13 protein-coding genes and 1 pseudogene are annotated in these 17,473 nt (G+C 52.0%); 5 read left to right on the top strand and 9 right to left on the bottom strand.

Going from position 1 to position 17,473, the window contains the following annotated elements; translation table 11 throughout:
* Positions 1-2,396 (top strand): glycogen/starch/alpha-glucan phosphorylase (locus ACTHUE_RS02765; protein ID WP_440423022.1); only part of this gene is annotated, 2,396 nt, incomplete at its 5' end.
* A 154-nt stretch (positions 2,397-2,550) separates the two neighbouring features.
* Here ACTHUE_RS02765 and ribBA read toward each other — a convergent pair.
* Positions 2,551-3,891 carry a bifunctional 3,4-dihydroxy-2-butanone-4-phosphate synthase/GTP cyclohydrolase II gene (gene ribBA / locus ACTHUE_RS02770; RefSeq protein WP_049335550.1) on the bottom strand — a complete coding sequence of 447 codons (1,341 nt, stop codon included), beginning with the start codon at positions 3,889-3,891 and terminating at the stop codon, positions 2,551-2,553.
* Between the two features lie 188 nt (positions 3,892-4,079).
* Between ribBA and ACTHUE_RS02775 the strand changes: the two genes are divergently transcribed.
* Positions 4,080-4,691, top strand: coding sequence for a DUF4230 domain-containing protein (locus ACTHUE_RS02775; RefSeq protein WP_079453678.1), 612 nt, complete (start codon positions 4,080-4,082; stop codon positions 4,689-4,691).
* 65 nt (positions 4,692-4,756) lie between these two features.
* Here the strand turns inward: ACTHUE_RS02775 and ACTHUE_RS02780 are convergent, their stop codons facing one another.
* Complete coding sequence (locus ACTHUE_RS02780) at positions 4,757-6,004, bottom strand: N-acetylmuramoyl-L-alanine amidase (RefSeq protein WP_049335552.1); 1,248 nt, start codon at positions 6,002-6,004, stop codon at positions 4,757-4,759.
* On the bottom strand, positions 5,992-6,462 hold the full coding sequence (gene tsaE, locus ACTHUE_RS02785; RefSeq protein ID WP_004519510.1) for a tRNA (adenosine(37)-N6)-threonylcarbamoyltransferase complex ATPase subunit type 1 TsaE: 471 nt from the start codon (positions 6,460-6,462) through the stop codon (positions 5,992-5,994). Before tsaE ends, ACTHUE_RS02780 begins: the two co-directional genes overlap by 13 nt.
* Positions 6,463-6,633: 171 nt before the next feature.
* On the opposite strand from tsaE, the gene pheA reads away from it, so the two are divergent.
* The 3 genes from pheA to prfH all read left to right on the top strand — a co-directional run bounded on the left by pheA (position 6,634) and on the right by prfH (position 9,894).
* Positions 6,634-7,722 (top strand): prephenate dehydratase, encoded by a 1,089-nt coding sequence (gene pheA / locus ACTHUE_RS02790; RefSeq protein ID WP_070695365.1) that lies wholly within the window; start codon positions 6,634-6,636, stop codon positions 7,720-7,722.
* A 397-nt stretch (positions 7,723-8,119) separates the two neighbouring features.
* Positions 8,120-9,253 (top strand): RNA ligase RtcB family protein, encoded by a 1,134-nt coding sequence (locus ACTHUE_RS02795; protein WP_107857224.1) that lies wholly within the window; start codon positions 8,120-8,122, stop codon positions 9,251-9,253.
* Between the two features lie 2 nt (positions 9,254-9,255).
* A complete protein-coding gene (gene prfH, locus ACTHUE_RS02800; protein ID WP_440361133.1) occupies positions 9,256-9,894 on the top strand; it encodes a peptide chain release factor H in 639 nt (212 codons plus the stop codon).
* 86 nt (positions 9,895-9,980) lie between these two features.
* On the opposite strand, the gene ACTHUE_RS02805 is transcribed toward prfH, so the two are convergent.
* From ACTHUE_RS02805 to ACTHUE_RS02830, 6 genes and pseudogenes are all read right to left on the bottom strand, one after another.
* Complete coding sequence (locus tag ACTHUE_RS02805) at positions 9,981-11,210, bottom strand: HlyD family type I secretion periplasmic adaptor subunit (protein ID WP_440361132.1); 1,230 nt, start codon at positions 11,208-11,210, stop codon at positions 9,981-9,983.
* An 88-nt stretch (positions 11,211-11,298) separates the two neighbouring features.
* Positions 11,299-13,509 carry a type I secretion system permease/ATPase gene (locus ACTHUE_RS02810; protein ID WP_440361131.1) on the bottom strand — a complete coding sequence of 737 codons (2,211 nt, stop codon included), beginning with the start codon at positions 13,507-13,509 and terminating at the stop codon, positions 11,299-11,301.
* A gap of 43 nt (positions 13,510-13,552) precedes the next feature.
* Positions 13,553-14,821: a TolC family protein gene (locus tag ACTHUE_RS02815; protein WP_432760740.1), complete on the bottom strand. Its 1,269-nt coding sequence runs from the start codon at positions 14,819-14,821 to the stop codon at positions 13,553-13,555.
* Positions 14,822-15,085: 264 nt separating this feature from the next.
* Complete coding sequence (locus tag ACTHUE_RS02820; protein ID WP_049335559.1) at positions 15,086-16,345, bottom strand: RsmB/NOP family class I SAM-dependent RNA methyltransferase; 1,260 nt, start codon at positions 16,343-16,345, stop codon at positions 15,086-15,088.
* A 35-nt stretch (positions 16,346-16,380) separates the two neighbouring features.
* Complete coding sequence (locus ACTHUE_RS02825; protein ID WP_049335560.1) at positions 16,381-17,250, bottom strand: DUF1853 family protein; 870 nt, start codon at positions 17,248-17,250, stop codon at positions 16,381-16,383.
* Between the two features lie 41 nt (positions 17,251-17,291).
* Positions 17,292-17,473: pseudogene (locus ACTHUE_RS02830) on the bottom strand (RNA methyltransferase); the annotation flags it as partial.

Genomic DNA, 17,473 nt, shown 5'->3' on the forward strand with positions numbered 1-17,473 from the left:
ACAAGCTGATTTTCATCTTGGGCGTAGATCCGAAGGAGGCAACTTCACACCAATGGCTCAACGCCGCCATGCTTGCCGCGCGTGACCTGATTGCGGAAGATTTCCTCAAAACACGCCGCGCCCACATTGATAACAGTAAACGCATGGTTTATTACCTGTCTATGGAATTCCTGCTCGGCCGTTCGTTTGTCAACGCGCTGATTAACGAAGGCGTTTACGCCGAATTTGAAGAAGCCTTTAAGCAACTGGGCAAAGAATTTGCCGATGTCTGCGAACAAGAAGAAGATCCGGGTTTGGGTAACGGCGGTTTGGGCCGTCTGGCCGCCTGCTTCCTCGACTCTTTGGCAACCCTGCGCATTCCGGCCATGGGCTACGGCATCCGTTACCAATACGGTATGTTCAAACAAGAAATCGTGGATGGCCAACAAGTTGAAAAACCTGATTTGTGGCTCGACCAAGATTTGGCATGGCAGTTTGCCCGTCCGAACAAACAATATTCCGTCCGTTTCGGTGGTCAAGTGTTGAACTTGGGCGACAAAAAAGAATGGCAGCCAAGCGAAGAAATTTCTGCTTGGGCATACGATGAAATCATTCCGGGCTATGGCGGCGAATGTGCCAACCCATTGCGTTTGTGGACTGCACACGCAGGCAACCTGTTCGACCTTGCCGACTTCAACCGAGGCGACTATGCCTCTGCCGTTCGCGCACAAAACAGCGACGAAAACATCTCACGCGTTCTGTATCCGAACGACTCTACCGATTCCGGCCGCGAATTGCGCTTGAAACAAGAATACTTCTTGGTTTCCGCTTCCGTTCAAGACATCGTTGCCCGCCACAAATGCCGTTTCCCAAGTATCCGCACTTTGGCGGACGAAGTCGCCATCCACTTGAACGACACCCATCCGGTACTCGCTATTCCAGAATTGATGCGTATCCTGATTGACGAAGAGGGCATTGCATGGACTGAAGCATGGAATATGTGCTGTAAGATTTTCTCTTACACCAACCACACATTGATGAGCGAAGCCTTGGAAACTTGGCAGGTTGACCTGATGGGCCGTCTGCTGCCGCGCCACTTGGATATCATCTTTGAAATCAACGCCTACTTCCTCAATGCCTTGCGTGCCATCGGTAACTTCGACGACGACTTTGTCCGCCGCGTATCCATCATTGACGAAACCCACGGCCGTCGCGTTCGCATGGCATGGCTTGCCGTGATCGGTTCGCACAAAGTCAACGGCGTGGCAAAAATCCACTCCGATTTGATGACCACATCCATCTTTGCCGACTTTGCCAAAGTGTTCCCAGAACGCTTTACCAACGTAACCAACGGCGTCACCCCGCGCCGCTGGATCAACATCGCCAACCCGGGCCTGACCAAATTCTTGGACAAACATCTGGGCGACGAAGACTGGCGTCTGCATTTGGACAACCTGACCAAGCTCAACGACAAAGTGGACGATGCCTCCGTACAGGCAGAATTCGGCGAAGTGAAAAAAGCCGCCAAAGAGCGTCTTGCCAAATACATCGAAACCGAGCTGGGTATCAAAGTTAATACCGATGCACTTTTCGACATCCAAATCAAACGTATCCACGAGTACAAACGTCAAGCATTGAACGTGATGCACATCGTCGACCGTTACAACAAAATCCTGGAAAACCCGGATTTCGATTGGCAGCCGCGTGTGTTCATCTTTGCCGGTAAAGCCGCTTCCGCCTATTACATGGCGAAGAAAATCATCCGACTGATTAACGACGTTGCCAAAGTCATCAACAACGACACCCGTATCCGTGACCTGATTAAAGTCGTTTACATCCCGAATTACAGCGTCAGCCTCGCCCAAATCATCATTCCTGCCGCCGATTTGCACGAACAAATCTCACTGGCAGGTACAGAAGCATCCGGTACCAGCAACATGAAATTTGCCCTCAACGGCGCAATCTGTATGGGTACACTGGACGGCGCGAACGTTGAGATTTTGGAAAAAGTCGGTGCGGACAACTGCTATATCTTCGGTAACACCGTAGAACAAGTCGAAGAAATCCGCCGCAACGGTTACGACCCGTTGAGCTATATCGAGCGAGACAGCGACCTGCGCCGCGTCGTCAACCAAATCAGCCAAGGCACTTTCTCTCCGGAAGAGCCAAACCGCTACAACGACGTGTTGCAACCATACGGCGACTTCTATCAACTGATGGCCGATTTCCGCAGCTACATCGACACGCAATACAAAGCGGACGAACACTACCGCAACGTATCCGCATGGCGCAAATCAGCCTTGATCAATATCGCCAACATGGGCTTCTTCTCATCCGACCGCTCCATCGCCGACTACTGCCGCGATATTTGGTACATCAAACCATTGAGCGAAAAAGAATTGCCCGGCAGAAATTAAGCGTTAAGCAGATAACGAAAGCCGATACATCGGAAAGGTGTGTCGGCTTTTTTTATATTCGCTGTTTTTGAATTGGATAATAAACTTAAAAGGCCGTCTGAAAACTTTCAGACGGCCTTTTGTTTCATTTGCTTTGAGCATCAATCAAGCAAGATTATTTTTCAGCTTCTTCAAAGCCGACGACTTCGAGGCCGAAGCCGGTGAGGCCGGTGAAGGATGACGGCTGGCCGAGGACGCGCAGTTTTTTGACGTTGAGGCCGGCGAGGATTTGTGCGCCTATGCCGTAGCTTTTGCTGTCCCATTTGTAGGCTTGGTTGGCGCCTTTGGGCAGGGTGCGGTCGAGCAGGGTGGCGCCGTCTTCGGTACGGTGCAGGAGGATGACTACGCCGCTTTCGGCTTGTTGGATGCGCTCAAGGGCTTTGGGCAGCGACCATGAATGGCGCGGGTTGGCTTGGATGAAGTCCATGACGCTGAAGGGTTCATGGACGCGGACGAGGGTTTCTTCTTCGGCGGAGGGTGTGCCTTTGACAAGGGCGAGGTGGGTTTCGCCGGAGAGTTTGTCGACGTAAACGTGTTGTTGGAACTCGCCCCACGGGGTTTGTACGGGTGCGTTGCCCATGTCTTCGAGCAGGCTTTCGGTACGGCTGCGGTATTCGATGAGGTCGGTAATGGTGCCGATTTTGAGGTTGTGCTCTTCGGCAAACTTCATCAGTTCGGGCATACGTGCCATGGTGCCGTCGTCGTTGATGATTTCGCAGATGACGGCGGCGGGAATCAGACCGTTCATTTGTGCCAGATCGACGCCGGCTTCTGTGTGTCCGGCGCGGACGAGTACGCCGCCTTTTTGGGCGCGGAGAGGGAAGATGTGGCCGGGTTGGACGATGTCTTCAGGTTTGGCGGATGGGGAAACGGCAGTTTGAATGGTCAGGGCGCGGTCGGCGGCGGAAATGCCGGTGGTAATGCCGTGGGCGGCTTCGATGGAGACGGTAAAGTTGGTGCCGTATTGTGCGCCATTTTTTTGGGTCATCATGGGCAGGCCGAGTTTTTCGACCATTTCGCCGTCCATCGGCAGGCAGACCAGGCCACGTGCGTTTTTGATCATGAAGTTGATGGCTTCGGGGGTAACGAATTGGGCGGCCATCAGCAAGTCGCCTTCGTTTTCTCGGTCTTCGGCATCAGTGATGATGACCATTTTGCCGGCTTTGATGTCTGCTAGGATTTCAGGGATGGTGGAGATGTGGGACATGGTATTTCTTTCTTGGCTGATGGTAGGGGCGTGGCGGTCTTGGTGGTCTTGATCCAACCACATGTCAGGCATATTTGCTGCCTGCTCGATTTTTCGGGCTTTTTTCTCGCCGAAAGATTTGTTTTTCAGTAGGGCGGACAGCTCGCCTTGGTTGATAGAAATGGCTTGGGCAAACTTGGTCTGCTGGCCGTTGTGGTGTTGTGTTATCCATTGCCGCAGGTTGTGGCGGCGCAGGTCGGTGGTATTCATGATGAGATGAAATTGAATTGTGTGTAATGGATTGTAGTCTTGTATTTACCAAAAGGCAAACTTTGTTTGTTGAGATTTTTATTACTTTTTGGTAATGAAATTTATTGTTTCAGACGGCCTGGGTATGGCTTGAAATTGACGGTTTTGGGAGAATATGGGGAATGTTTTGATGATTATTTTAATGGGGGATGTTTGAAATGAAAATGCTTGGACGCGGATTGGTCGTGCTGGTGTTGTGTGCGCTGACGGCTGCGGGCGGCTGGTTTTATGCCCTGCATGGTCAGAACGAAGAACATCAGGTTTTGTCCCGTGAGGGGGTTTTGATGCAGATTAAGCAGATGAACCGCTTGGAAAGTACGGCATTTTATATCGATACGATTATCCGTACGGAGAAAAAAGGGGATTGGCGCAGGCTGTGGCAGGATTCACAAAGCGGTATTTTTATTGTGCGCGGTAAGGTGTTGGCTGGTTTGGATTTGGACAAGTTAGGCGCGGACAATGTCAATATTGTGGACGACAAGGTCTTAATCAGCCTGCCGGCGGTGGAAATTTTGAGCGTGGATTTGGAAAATATCGAAGTGTACGATATTCAGACCGGCTCGTTTAATTTGCTGCCTATGGATAAGTCGGTATTTAAGACGGTGCAGGAAGAGGCGAAACGGCAGGTATTGCAAAGCGCATGTAGGGCTGAGATTTTGGAACATGCCAACCGTCAGGCGCAAATGCAGTTGGAAAACCTGTTTGCATTGACGCAGACGAAGGTATCCGTCTATCCGGCTGCGGTAGGGAAGTGCGGTTAAATAGATTGCTTGAAAAGATAAGGCCGTCTGAAAAATTTTCAGACGGCCTTTGTTTCATCAAGCCATTAACCGCGTCGTAAAACGGCGGTATTGATGTATTTTTGAATACCGGTGGCAATGGCTTGGGCGCATTGTTGGCGGAAGGATTCGCTGCCGAGCAGCCGCTCTTCGGTAGGGTTGGAGAGGAAGGCGGTTTCCACCAAAATGGACGGAACGTCCGGCGCGCGGAGGACGGCAAAGTTGGCCTCGTCAACGCGGCCTTTGTGCAGTTGGTTGAGTTTGCCCAATTCGGTCAAGACGGAATGGCCGAGCTTGCGGCTGTCGCGCAGGGTTGCGGTTTGGGTCATGTCCAAAATCGTGTTGTCGACGTTGCGGTTGCCGCTGGATTGTACACCGCCGATGGCGTCGGCGTTGTTTTGGGTTTGGGCAAGGAATTTTGCCGCCGAGCTGGTCGCGCCTTTGGTATTGAGCATATATACGCCGGTACCGCGAGCGGACGGGCTGGTAAAGGCATCGGCGTGGATGGATACGAATACGTCGGCATTGCGCGCACGGCCTTTGGCAACGCGTACGCCCAATGGGATAAAGATGTCTTCGTTGCGCGTCATGAATACGTTGTAACCCAAGGCCTCGAGGCGTTTTTTGGTTTCGCGTGCAATGGAGAGTACGACGTTTTTCTCTTTGAGGCCGCTCGGGCCGATTGCGCCAGGATCTTCGCCACCGTGACCGGGGTCGATCATAATCACGGGACGGCGGTTGCCGCCGCTGCCGCGATTGTTTTTAGGGGCAGGGGTGTCGTATGCGATATTGGTATTTTGACGTTGTTTGGGAACATTGCCGTTGAGCAAGGCCATCATCGGGTCGTTGGCATCTGCGCCGTGCGGATAGAGGTCGATAACCAAGCGGTTTCTGAAGTTGCCGACGGGGGCGAGCGCAAAGACTTGCGGATGGGTGCTTTGTTTGAGGTCGATGACGATACGCACGGTATTGGGCGTATTTTGACCGGCACGAATGCTGCGGATAAAAGGGTCGTTAGACAGCACTTTGCTGGAAATGCCTTGCAGGACGCTGTTGATTTCCGCACCTTGAATATCCACGACCAACCTGCTGGGGTTGTCCAACATAAAATGTTGGTATTTCATCGAGTGGTTGCTCTCAAGGGTAACGCGTGTGTAGGCGTTCGCCGGCCAAATGCGGACGGCAAGGAATTGCGCAGGAGAGGCCGGTTTGGCCAATGCGGCACCAACGGGCGTGAGGGTGAGAAATAGTCCTGTGCCTTGACGGAGAATGTGTCTTCTAGTTAATTTGACCATGATTCTAAACTTTTTCGGCCTTGGTTTGTGTGGGCGGAAAAGGTGCAGGTTCTGCCCTTATCGGTGTACGTCAATGTAATGGTAATGTCTGCCAGAGGCGTGAATTCTCCACCTTGCTGCGGCCATTCGATGAGGCAGATGCTGTCGGGCGCAAACAATTCGTCCAAACCGGCATCTTCCCATTCCTCGGGCATGGTAAAGCGGTAGAGGTCGAAATGGTGGAGGGTGAATGTATCCAGCGGATAAGATTCGACAATGGTGTAAGTCGGGCTTTTGACTGCGCCCGTATGTCCCAGTCCGCGCAAAATTCCGCGTGTCAGCGTGGTTTTGCCTGCACCCAGCCCGCCTTCAAGATAGATGGTCAGCGGAGCGGAGAGTTGCTTGCTCCATTCTTCACCCAGTTGCAGGGTTGCTTCTTCATCGGGCAGAAAACGGGTGTAAAGTCCGTTTGAGTGCATGGAATAGGCCTTGTCGTTCAAAAGGCTTAATTATGATGGAATTGGCGGCGTTTGCAAACCTGATAGACGATAAAGTTAGATAAAGATAGTGTTGAGGCCGTCTGAAAACAGAATTCAGACGGTCTTTAATGTTAAAATGAAAATATCCCTCACAAAATTGCGAGACAGCTTATGCCTTTATCCATAGACGAACAATTATTGCCGCACCGCAATGCCATCGACAGCATCGATGCGGAAATCCTCCGTTTGCTCAACGAGCGCGCCGGTCATGCGCATGCTATCGGTGAATTGAAAGGGACAGGCGCGGTGTACCGTCCTGAACGGGAAGTGGCCGTTTTGCGCCGGATTCAGGATTTGAACCGCGGCCCTTTGCCGGATGAATCGGTTACCCGGCTGTTTCGCGAGATTATGAGCGAATGTTTGGCAGTAGAGCGTCCGCTGACGATTGCCTATTTAGGCCCGAAGGGGACATTTACCCAGCAAGCCGCCATCAAACATTTCGGCCACGCCGCACACACCATGGCGTGTACCACCATCGACAATTGCTTCAAACAAGTTGAAACGCGCCAAGCCGATTATTTGGTGGCGCCGGTAGAAAACTCGACCGAAGGCTCGGTGGGGCGCACTTTGGATTTGTTAGCAGTAACCGCGTTAAAAGCCTGTGGCGAAGTGGTTGTCCGCATTCATCACAACCTGCTGCGTAAAGACAGCCACGAAATCGGCGGCATTACCAAAGTTTTCGCCCATGCCCAAGCCTTGGCGCAATGCAACGACTGGCTTGGCCGCAACCTGCCCAATGCAGAGCGTATCGCCGTGGCCAGCAATGCAGAAGCAGCACGTCTGGTTGCTGAATCTGACAGCCCGAATGTGGCCGCCATTGCCGGACGTATTGCCGCGGAAATTTATCAGTTGAGTTTTGCCGCCGAGTGTATCGAAGACGAACCGAACAACACCACGCGCTTCTTGGTGATGGGTCATCAAGAAACCGGCCGCAGCGGCAATGACAAAACCTCTTTGGTCGTCTCCGCGCCGAACCGTGCCGGTGCCGTTACTTCGTTATTGCAACCTTTCACCAAGTTGGGCATTTCCATGACCAAATTTGAAAGCCGCCCAAGCAAATCGGTTTTGTGGGAATATCTGTTCTTCATCGATATCGAAGGCCATCAAAGCGATGAAAATGTCCAAAAAGCCTTGCAGCTTTTGGGCGAACGCGCTTCCTTCGTGAAAGTTGTCGGATCTTATCCGACCGTTGTTTTGTAAGGATTATTGGGTATAAAAGGCCGTCTGAAAAGTTTTCAGACGGCCTAAATCATGTTCTCAATAGTTGCCATTTATGTAACATCATTGGCAGATTGATGTCAGTAAGTTTGCATGATTGGAAATGAACCCTCTATAATCCGAACGTTTTTAATATTTTCATGCAAAGAAAGGAGCAAGCCATGACATGCAATACTTCAATCTGCTCAATCACATTCTTTGCAGCCCAAGCGTCGGTCTGATTTTCGGATAACGCTTTTCGCATTCCATGTCGCCCGCTTCGGGCTGCTTTCCCTACAATTATCGGCTAGAAACCAGGCCGTCTGAACATTTCGCAGACGGTGGATACCTATTGTCATCAGTTGTCGGTTTCTATCCGTTTTAAAGAAAGCATAAACACATGGGCAATTATCCCCATCATATTCAAATTATTGCCGATTCAAATACATGGATTGAAGGCAACGCTGTCGCACAGCTCGAAACCACCGCCCGATTACCGCATATGCTACGCGTTGCCGGAATGCCGGATTTACACGCAGGGCGCGGTTATCCGGTTGGTGCGGCATTTTTCAGCGACCGCCATTTTTATCCTGCCCTGATTGGGAACGACATCGGTTGCGGCATGGCGTTTTGGCAGACCGATTTACGCGCAGCCAAACTCAAACCGGCCAAACTCGCCAAACAGCTGGGCAATATCGATACGCCGTTGGATAAAGACGAACAGGTCGATTTATTAGGCGACGCTGTCGATATGCGCCAATTTTCAGACGGCCTTGCCGTAGGTACGATTGGCGGCGGCAACCATTTTGCCGAGTTGCAAACCGTTGATACTGTTTATCGCGCCGATCTGCTTCCGCCCGATTTTGATGAAAACCATCTGCAACTGTTGGTGCATAGCGGTTCGCGCGGATTGGGTCAGCAGATTTTGCAACGCCATATTGCCGCCTTTGGGCATCAAGGTTTGGCGGAAGAGGGCGAAGCGGCGGCAGCTTATCTAGCCGAACATCAAACGGCTCTTGAATTTGCCAGCCTTAACCGCCGTTTGATTGCGGCCAGAATGCTCGACTGTTGGTGCGCAGAAGGAACATGCCTGCTCGATGTCCATCATAATTTTTTGGAACAAACCGAGATTGACGGCACGACCGGTTGGCTGCACCGAAAAGGCGCAACGCCCACCGATAAAGGCTTGGTTATGATACCCGGCTCGCGCGGCGATTACAGCTATCTGGTCCGACCTGCCGAAGATTGCCAAATTTCGTTGAATACCTTGGCTCACGGCGCAGGTCGGAAGTGGCAGCGCGGTGAATGCAAAGGCAGGCTGTCGCACAAATATACTGCTGACAGCCTGCGCCAGACCGAATTTGGCAGCGTAGTCATTTGTCAGGATAAGGCCCTGATTTTTGAAGAAGCGCCGCAGGCTTATAAAAGCATTGACAGCGTTATTGCCGCCATGAAAAACGCAGGTTTGATTGAATTGGTCGCGCGGTTTAAGCCTGTTTTGACTTATAAAACCGGCGGCGAGTGTGGAGCGTAAAGATGAAACAGAATACACCAGTGATTTATCTGCAAATTTCCACCGCGCAAGGGCCGGCAGAGTGCCGCATATTTGCCCGTTTCGTCTTGGGCAAATTGCTTGCAGAAGCTCAAGCAAAAGGCATTGATGCTGAACTTGTTACTGAAACATCCGATAAGCACGGCATTTTGTCGGCAACGCTCAAATTGGAAGGGCAGAAAGCCGAAAGTTTGGCACAAACTTGGCAGGGGACGCTCCAATGGATATGTCCCAGCCCTGTCCGCCCGAAACATCCGCGCAAAAATTGGTATATAGGCGTTTTCCGCCTGCCCGATATGCCGCAGACGTATGAAATGCCGTCTGAAAACGGAATCGAGTTTCAAACCTGCCGTTCGGGCGGCAAGGGTGGGCAACACGTCAATAAAACCGAAAGCGCCGTCCGCGCCACCCATAAAGAAAGCGGCATTTCTGTACGGGTCGAGAGCGAACGCAGCCAGCATGCCAATAAGAAATTGGCGGTCATGTTATTGGCGCAAAAGTTGGCGGAACATCATGCCGGACAAGCTGGAAATTTTGCGCAGGAGCAGCACGCGCAACTCTATCAAGTTGAGCGCGGCAATCCGAAAAGGACATTTATCGGAGCTACGTTTAAGGAGAAATAATTTATCTGCCGGATAAGCAGGCATAGTGAAAACATAAATCAAAGGCCGTCTGAAAACTTTCAGACGGCCTTTTATCAGTTTATCGATTAGCGTTCGCTCAACGCTTGTTTCATACGCGTAATCGGTTTGATCAGGTATTGGAAGATGGTTTTTTCACCGGTTTTGATGTCTACCGTTGCAACCATGCCCGGAATAATCGGCATCGGTTTGCCGTTTTTGTCTTTCAGGGAGTTGTTTTCGGTTTGGACGAGAACACGGTAATAGACTTGGTTCGGGTCGAGTTTCAAGTCGTTGGCACGGTTTTGCATGGAGTTGCTGATGGTATCGGCGCCGACGAGGGTAACTTTGCCTTCCAAACCGCCGTAGATGGAGTAGTCGTAGGCACTGACTTTAACCAATGCAGGTTGGCCTGCTCGGATAAAGGCGATGTCTTGCGGACGGATATAGGCTTCGACCAGCAGTTTGTCGTCAACTGGGACGATTTGCATGATGTCTTCGCCTGCGTTCACAACGCCGCCGATGGTGGTGACTTTTATGCCTTTGACGATGCCGCGCATAGGCGCACGGATTTGCGAGCGTTCAACCGGGTCGGCACGCATGGCAACGTTTTCTTTGGATTGCGCCAGCTCGGATTCAGCTTGCAAAAGTTCGTTGTTGGCATCGGCTTTGTAGCGGTTGCGGCGTTCGGAAATTTGGGTGGCCAAGTCGGCAGACTCACGGCGCATTCTTAAGAGTTCGACTTCGGAAACTACGCCTTCGGCAACCATAGGCGCAGTAATAGCGATTTCGCGGTCAAGTGCGGCCTTGCTTTGGGAAAGGCCGCTGACGGCGTCGGTCATGGCTTGACGGCGTGCTTTGTAGGCGGCAATTTCGCGACGGCGCAGCTCAGGGCCCACGCTGTCAGGGAAGGAGAGCTTGGTGCCGTAGGCTTCGGCTTTAAGGCGGGCAACGGTGGCTTCGAGGTTTTCGACTTTGGCTTCGCTTTCTCGTAAAACGGCGGAGCTGCGCGTGTCGTCGAGTTTCATCAGAATCTGATCTTTCTCGACCATATCGCCTTCTTTAACCATGATTTCGGTTACGATGCCGGGGTCGAGGCTTTGAATCACTTGCTCACGGCTACTGGGAATGATATTGCCGTTGCCGCGGGTCACTTCTTCGACAGGGCTGTTGTATGCCCAGACGACGAAGACGACTAGGAAAAGGAAGAATAGGATGATGACCCAAAATTGGCCGCTGTGTTTTTCTTTTTGAAGGGCGGCATTGAGGTCGTTGATGAGGTGTAGGTCTTTGGATTTGACGTTGTTTTCGCGGCTCATAATCGTGTATCTTTATTGTGTTTGGTGGATTTTAACCATTAGGGCAGGCCGTCTGAAAGGGTAAGTAGGTTTCAGACGGCCTTTTGCTTTATTGTGCTGCCGATTGAGGGGCTGTGGCAGCTTGTTGTTGCTGCTGTGCAGCAGCTTGTTGCTGTTGTTGTTTGATGTTGGCTGCTTTGGCCTGTTCGTTTTGCATGAGTTTTTGCAATACCAGGTCACGCGGGCCGTCCATCACGACTTTACCATTGTCCATGACAATGATGCGGTTGACGATTTGCAGCACTTGCGGACGGTGGGTTACCAAAAGCATGGTGCGGTTGCGACCCCATTGGGCGATGGCATTGAGCGCCATGCGTTCAGTAGCTTGGTCCAGGCTGGTGGTTGGCTCGTCCAGCAGGACGACTTTCGGATTGCGCAAGGTCATGCGCGCCAGTGCGATGATTTGTTTTTGACCGCCAGACAAGCCCAAGCCGTCTTCACCCAGAGGCATATCCAAACCACGCGGATGGTTGCGGATGATTTTGTCGAGGCCGAAGCGGTTGAGCGCAGTCAGTAGGTCTTGGTCAGTAGAGTAGCTGCCGGTACGTGCCAAGTCCATGTTTTCGCGTAATGTGCCGAGGAACAGGCGTGGCGATTGGCTCAACAGTAGGACTTGATCGCGCAGGAAGTTGGGGTCAAGCTGGCGCATATCGACGCCGTCAAGGGTAACGTTGCCTTTTTCAGTATCGTACAGACCGCTAGCCAGTTTGAGCATGGTACTTTTACCGCTACCGATACGGCCCAAAATACCGACTTTTTCGCCCGGTTTGATGGTCAGGCGCAAGTCTTCTACGGCGCTGTTGTTGTCGGCTTGATATTTGAACGATACGTTTTCAAAGGTAATATTGCCTTGAACATTGTCCAAAGTAATATATTTGCGTTCCGGATTGCGCTCGATAGGGCGGGTAACGATGTCGTTTACGCCTTTGAGGGCAAGTTTGGCCTGTTGGAAGCGGGTGGCCAAACCGGCAATTTGTGCCAATGGCGCCAAAGCACGGCCGGACAGAATCACGGAGGCAATCAATGCACCCATGGTGATGCGTTCCGCATGGTTGTCGGCATGAATCAGATAGGTACCGACGACGACCAAAAAGACGGTATTGAGCTGCTGCATGGCAACGGCAAAGTTGACCATGAAGTTGCTGGTGTCTTTGACTTTGATGGAAGAGGCGGAAGTTTTGGCGGTGTATTCGTCCCAACGTTGTTGCGCCCAAGATGTGGCGTTGTTGGTTTTCAGGGTTTCGATGCCTTCGATGGCTTCAACGGCAAGGCCGGAGCGTTGCGAACCTTCTTTCATCGATTCGTTAATGTGGCGCGAGAGCGGTCGTTGTACGACAAAACCGACAATCACGACAATCGGAATGATGGTCAGGGGAACGAGTGCCAGTTTGCCACCGACCATGGAAATCACGAAGATAAACAGCAACAGGAAAGGCAAGTCGACGATGGTCAACAAGCTGGCACTGGTCATGAACTCGCGCACGGCTTCAAATTCGCGCAGGTTGCTGGCGTATGAACCGGAAGAAGCAGGACGGTCTGCCAGACGCAATGCCATCACGCGGCGGAACAGGGCGGAGCTGATGATCAGGTCGGCTTTTTTGCCGGCAATATCGGTCAAGTGGCCGCGAATCATCTTGGCGGCAAACTCAAACAAAATCGCCAAGACCACGCCGATGCTCAATACCCACAAGGTCTCATAGGCTTGGTTGGGAATCACGCGGTCGTACACGTTCATCACATACAGGGAGCTGACGAGCGCAAGGAAGTTGATGATGATGGTGGCCAAGATGACTTGGTAGTAGTAGCTGCGGAAACGCCAAATGACTTTCCAAAACCATGCTTTGGGCAAATGGTATTCAGGCAGCTCCGAGCGCATATCGGTAGCCATTTTGGGTTTGATAAACCAGCAGTAGCCCAAATACAGGCCGGAGAGCTGCTCGTGGCTGAGTTCCTGTTCCAAACCGTCAACCTGGCGGATATGGTATTTGCGTTCTTGGCCGGAGCCTTCGATTTGGGTGATGACCGCTGCTTCTTCGTTGTGCAGGATAATCATAACCGGCACAGCGAGCGAGGGGATGTCTTCCAGATTGCGTTTGGATAAGGTGTTTTCAAAGCCGTGACTGCGCAGGACTTCGACCAGTGAGTGATAGTTGACCTTGAGCTTTTTGTCGCGCACGACTTCGGCGGACAAAGCGGCTTCGGATACGGGCGCACCCAAAAGGCGGGTCACTAAAACGATGTGTTCAATGATGGCTTTCATATTTTTTCGCGTAATGTTTTTGGTTTAACCGGCGGATATGGCTTTATTTTTGTGCCAAACCGACCCAAGCGGAGATTTTGGCTTGGGTATTTAAATAGTCAAGCGCCGCATCGCGGAAATCGTTGCGGGCGGCAACATAATCCTGCTCGATGGAGGATAACTCGCTGTATGCGCTCAAAACGTCGGTCAGCGTACGTCGGGCGATTTTAAATTGCAATTCATACACTTTGATGACTTCTTTTTGGGCGGCGATGTGTTGCGCCGTCAGCACGGTACGCTGTTCGCTTTCCTGCATATCGATGGCCGACGTTTGAACGCGTTCGTTCATGTCGCGCAGGATTTGTTCGGACTTGGCTTCTGCGGCAATCAATGATTTGGCATTGCGTTCCACATTGTGTCGTGCGGCAATATCCAACACATTCCATGCAACGTTTAAATAAAGCTGTCTGGTGTTGCGCGTTGCACTGCCTTCCAAATTGAGGGCAGGCAGGCGTTCGGCTTTGGAGGCGTCCAAATCGGCACGGACGCTGTCGCGCTCGGCCAATTGCGCCTGATAGGACGGATTGTTGTTGCGGTTGGGATTGTTGAAGCGTTCAGTGATGGATTTCGCCGTGTCGTTTTTAAACGGATCTTCCAAGTCGTTGGCAGTCAGCTGGCGCGAGGTATAGCGGGACAGGCGGCTCAGGGCCAAATCCATGGTGCGGCGTTGTTGGGCAATGATGTTTGCCACTTGTAGTTGGCGCGCGCGCGCTTCAATCAGCTCGGAACGACGGCCGGCATCATATTTGACGATGGTGTCCAAGTCTTTTAAGAGGTTGTTGTGGCGCGCTAAAGTCTGCTCGTTGAGGATCAGGGTTTCTTTTGCACGCAATGCGCTCAGGTAGAGGCGGCCGATATCGCTGCCGAGCTGCTCTTGGCTTTCGGTGTATTTGTGTTGATAGTATTCTTCGCGGCTGCGGTCGCGGCGGACGGCGGCTTCAATCGCACCCCATGAGTAGATGTTCACGCTGCCGCGCACGCCGATACCGTCATCCATGTCGTTGCTGTTATATTTATTGTGTTGCGCCAGCACTTTCGTGCCGGTCAGGGTAACGACAGGATAATGGCGCGCACGCGTAGCTTTGGTCGTGCTTTGCGCTGCTTCTTGAGTGGCTTTTGCTTCACGCACAATCGGGTCGCTGATTAAAGCATCCCTGAGGATGTCTTGCAGGCTGTATGCAGAGGCCGTCTGAAACGGCATCAGACAGCAGGCGACGGCAACGGCCGATGACAATAAACGGAGCTTTGTGGGGGAAGAATAAATATGCGGCATGATTTCTAACCAAATGATTTATATATTATCGTTGTCCGTATCGGGTATCGCCTGAGGCATGACCGGGCGAATTTTGAACGAGAACACATACATTTACAAAGCATAAAGCATTTTTTCCAGCTTTTCACAATATTCTGATGAAAGGTCAAGATACATGCCTTAAAGTATATTATTGCAGAGCGCGACTATCGTTTCTAATGATTTTAATGTAAAAAATCTATTAAAAAGGCCGTCTGAAAGGATTTCAGACGGCCTTTTTCAACCTTAATCCTTACGTTGCAATACAGCGGCAAAGAAACCGTCGGTTTGGTGTTCTCCAGAGTTGAGGCGCAGGTATTTTCCGGTATCCAAATCAACCTTCAGGCTTTGCAGCAGTTCGGCGCAGTTGACGAGTTCAAACTCGGGATGTTCGGACAGGAAACGTTCGACTTGCAACTCGTTTTCTTCCGGCAACACGCTGCAGGTGGCGTAAACCAAACGGCCTTGCGGTTTCACCAGTTTGGAGGCGGCATCGAGGATACTGTGTTGCTGTTCCAAAAGGTTGGCCACGGTCTCGGCGGATTGGCGGTATTTGAGGTCGGGATTGCGGCGTAAAGTACCCAAACCGGAGCAGGGCGCGTCCACCAACACGCGGTCGGCTTTGCCTGCCAGTCGGGCGATACGGGTATCGTGTTCGCTGCTGATGCGTTCGGGGTGGATATTGGTCAGTCCGGCACGGGTCATGCGCGGTTTGAGGTTGGCAAGGCGTTTTTCGGCGATGTCGAATGCGTAGATTCTGCCTTTGTTGGCCATTTGCGCGCCGACAGCCAAAGTTTTACCGCCGGCACCGGCACAGAAATCGACAATGATTTCGCCGCGTTTTGCGCCCACCAATAAGGCAAGCAGCTGGCTGCCTTCGTCTTGGACTTCCAGTGTACCGTCTAAAAATAGCTCGTGTTTGTTAAGCGCGATTTTGTTTTTCAGGCGGATGCCCCAAGGCGAATAAGGCGTGGCTTCTGCATCGGCACTTTCGGCTTGCAACAATGGCAGCACTTTATCGCGTTTGCCTTTCAAGGTATTGACGCGGATGTCGAGCGGGGCAGGTTGGTTGATGCTGCGGCCGAAGGCGAGGATTTCTTCTTCGCTCCAATGCCGTTGCAGTTGTTCTACCAGCCATTGCGGCAATTCTGCGGCGGTATTCAGGCCGTCTGAAAACTCGGTTTTGCGGGCTTTCAAATTGCCGAGGAACTCTGTTTCTTCTTCATCAAGCAGGTCTTTGATTTGGCTGATGTTGGTGCTTCTGCCGAGAACCAGTGCGGCGAGTGCTGCTTTGCGCGGCTGCGCGTGCGGACGGCGCAGGGCGGTACTGATTTTTTGATAGTGGCGCAATGCGGCAAAGGCTGTTTCGGCGATTTCGTGGCGGTCTTGGCGGCCGAGCTTTTTGTGTTCGCGGAAATAGGCGGAGAGGACGGCATCGGAAGGCTGTTTGAAAGTCAGCATTTCAGCCAAAACTTTGGCGGTATGGTCGAGTTGTGCGGCGTTCATAATGTAATGGGTTCTCTTAAAGTTGGTAAAGGGTTTCAGACGGCCTTCATGATGCGTTCGATTTCGTGCCAAAAGCCGTCCGGCCGTAATTCCAAAACGGCAATCAAGCCTTGGTCGATACGGCGGATTTCGGTTTCGTTCAATGTTTCGGTTTCGGCGACACGAGCAGGCGCGAGATAGGCCATACGGTCGAGCAGGTGGTAGCGGACTTCTTGGTGTTCAAACCAGTATTCCGCCCAATCTTGAATATAGATGCCGCGCCAGCCGTATGAGTTAAGTGGCGGCTCAAAAGCATGGAAACCTTGTGGAAAAAATCCGATGCCGCGCACGATGGAAGCAGGAAGCGGATTTTCCGGCAGGCCTTGTGCGGTTAAGGCTGCTTTGCCTTGCAGTGTATGTAGCAGCTGGGATTGCTGCACCAATTTGGCGGCCTTGTCCGTCAGCGTGTCTTTAGGGTTGAGACCGTGCAGGTTTTGCACTTGGTCTCCGCCGTAGTATTTACACGCCAGCTCGATATGGTAGGGCTGTTGGTTGAGGGAAACGACAAAATCCGCGGCACCTAAAGTTTGGCCGTCTGAAAAAACGGGCAGGTTGTATGCGTGCAGTTTGGCGTGCGGCGCGTTGGCAAACCAAAACGTCAACAACTCTTCGGCATAAATGCCGAGACGGTGGCCGAATGGGGAACGTTGGGCAAGGTGATCCATCAGCGGCGCGGGATCGGCGTCCAATGCCAAAAGGTAGCGGAAACCGTGCTCCCCCAATAGTTCGCGCACGCTCAATTCGCAACCGCTTTGCCACAAAGGGGGCGCAGTCAGCAGCGAGGCGAGGTCGCGGACGGGTTGGCTGGTGAGTTTCCACCATAATGCGTCTAGGGCGTAATTCATGCTTATCCGAATATCAGTCATGCTGTCTGAAAAAGCTTGTAATGTTTTCAGACGGCCTTAAATCAGTCTTTTTTATGGATACGGTGGCTGACGGTATTGAAAAAACCGCGCAGGATGTCGATGTCTTCGGTTTGCGTGTTGGCGCGTCCGAACAGGCTCTGCATACGGCGCATCAGGCGCTCGCCGTTGCGGCGGTTGAAAAAGCCGATGTCGTTCATCACGCTTTCCATGTGGGCGACCATGC

Source organism: Neisseria sp. P0021.S005 (assembly GCF_051956955.1).

Coding starts and splice junctions, on each gene's coding strand:
- ACTHUE_RS02805 (WP_440361132.1), bottom strand. CDS start 11,210: ATGAGCCGCGAAAACAACGTCAAATCCAAAGACCTACACCTCATCAAC.
- ACTHUE_RS02810 (WP_440361131.1), bottom strand. CDS start 13,509: ATGAAAGCCATCATTGAACACATCGTTTTAGTGACCCGCCTTTTGGGT.
- ACTHUE_RS02775 (WP_079453678.1), top strand. CDS start 4,080: ATGTTTGAAATGAAAATGCTTGGACGCGGATTGGTCGTGCTGGTGTTG.
- tsaE (WP_004519510.1), bottom strand. CDS start 6,462: ATGCACTCAAACGGACTTTACACCCGTTTTCTGCCCGATGAAGAAGCA.
- prfH (WP_440361133.1), top strand. CDS start 9,256: ATGAAACAGAATACACCAGTGATTTATCTGCAAATTTCCACCGCGCAA.
- ACTHUE_RS02815 (WP_432760740.1), bottom strand. CDS start 14,821: ATGCCGCATATTTATTCTTCCCCCACAAAGCTCCGTTTATTGTCATCG.
- ACTHUE_RS02780 (WP_049335552.1), bottom strand. CDS start 6,004: ATGGTCAAATTAACTAGAAGACACATTCTCCGTCAAGGCACAGGACTA.
- ACTHUE_RS02825 (WP_049335560.1), bottom strand. CDS start 17,250: ATGACTGATATTCGGATAAGCATGAATTACGCCCTAGACGCATTATGG.
- pheA (WP_070695365.1), top strand. CDS start 6,634: ATGCCTTTATCCATAGACGAACAATTATTGCCGCACCGCAATGCCATC.
- ribBA (WP_049335550.1), bottom strand. CDS start 3,891: ATGAATACCACCGACCTGCGCCGCCACAACCTGCGGCAATGGATAACA.
- ACTHUE_RS02795 (WP_107857224.1), top strand. CDS start 8,120: ATGGGCAATTATCCCCATCATATTCAAATTATTGCCGATTCAAATACA.
- ACTHUE_RS02820 (WP_049335559.1), bottom strand. CDS start 16,345: ATGAACGCCGCACAACTCGACCATACCGCCAAAGTTTTGGCTGAAATG.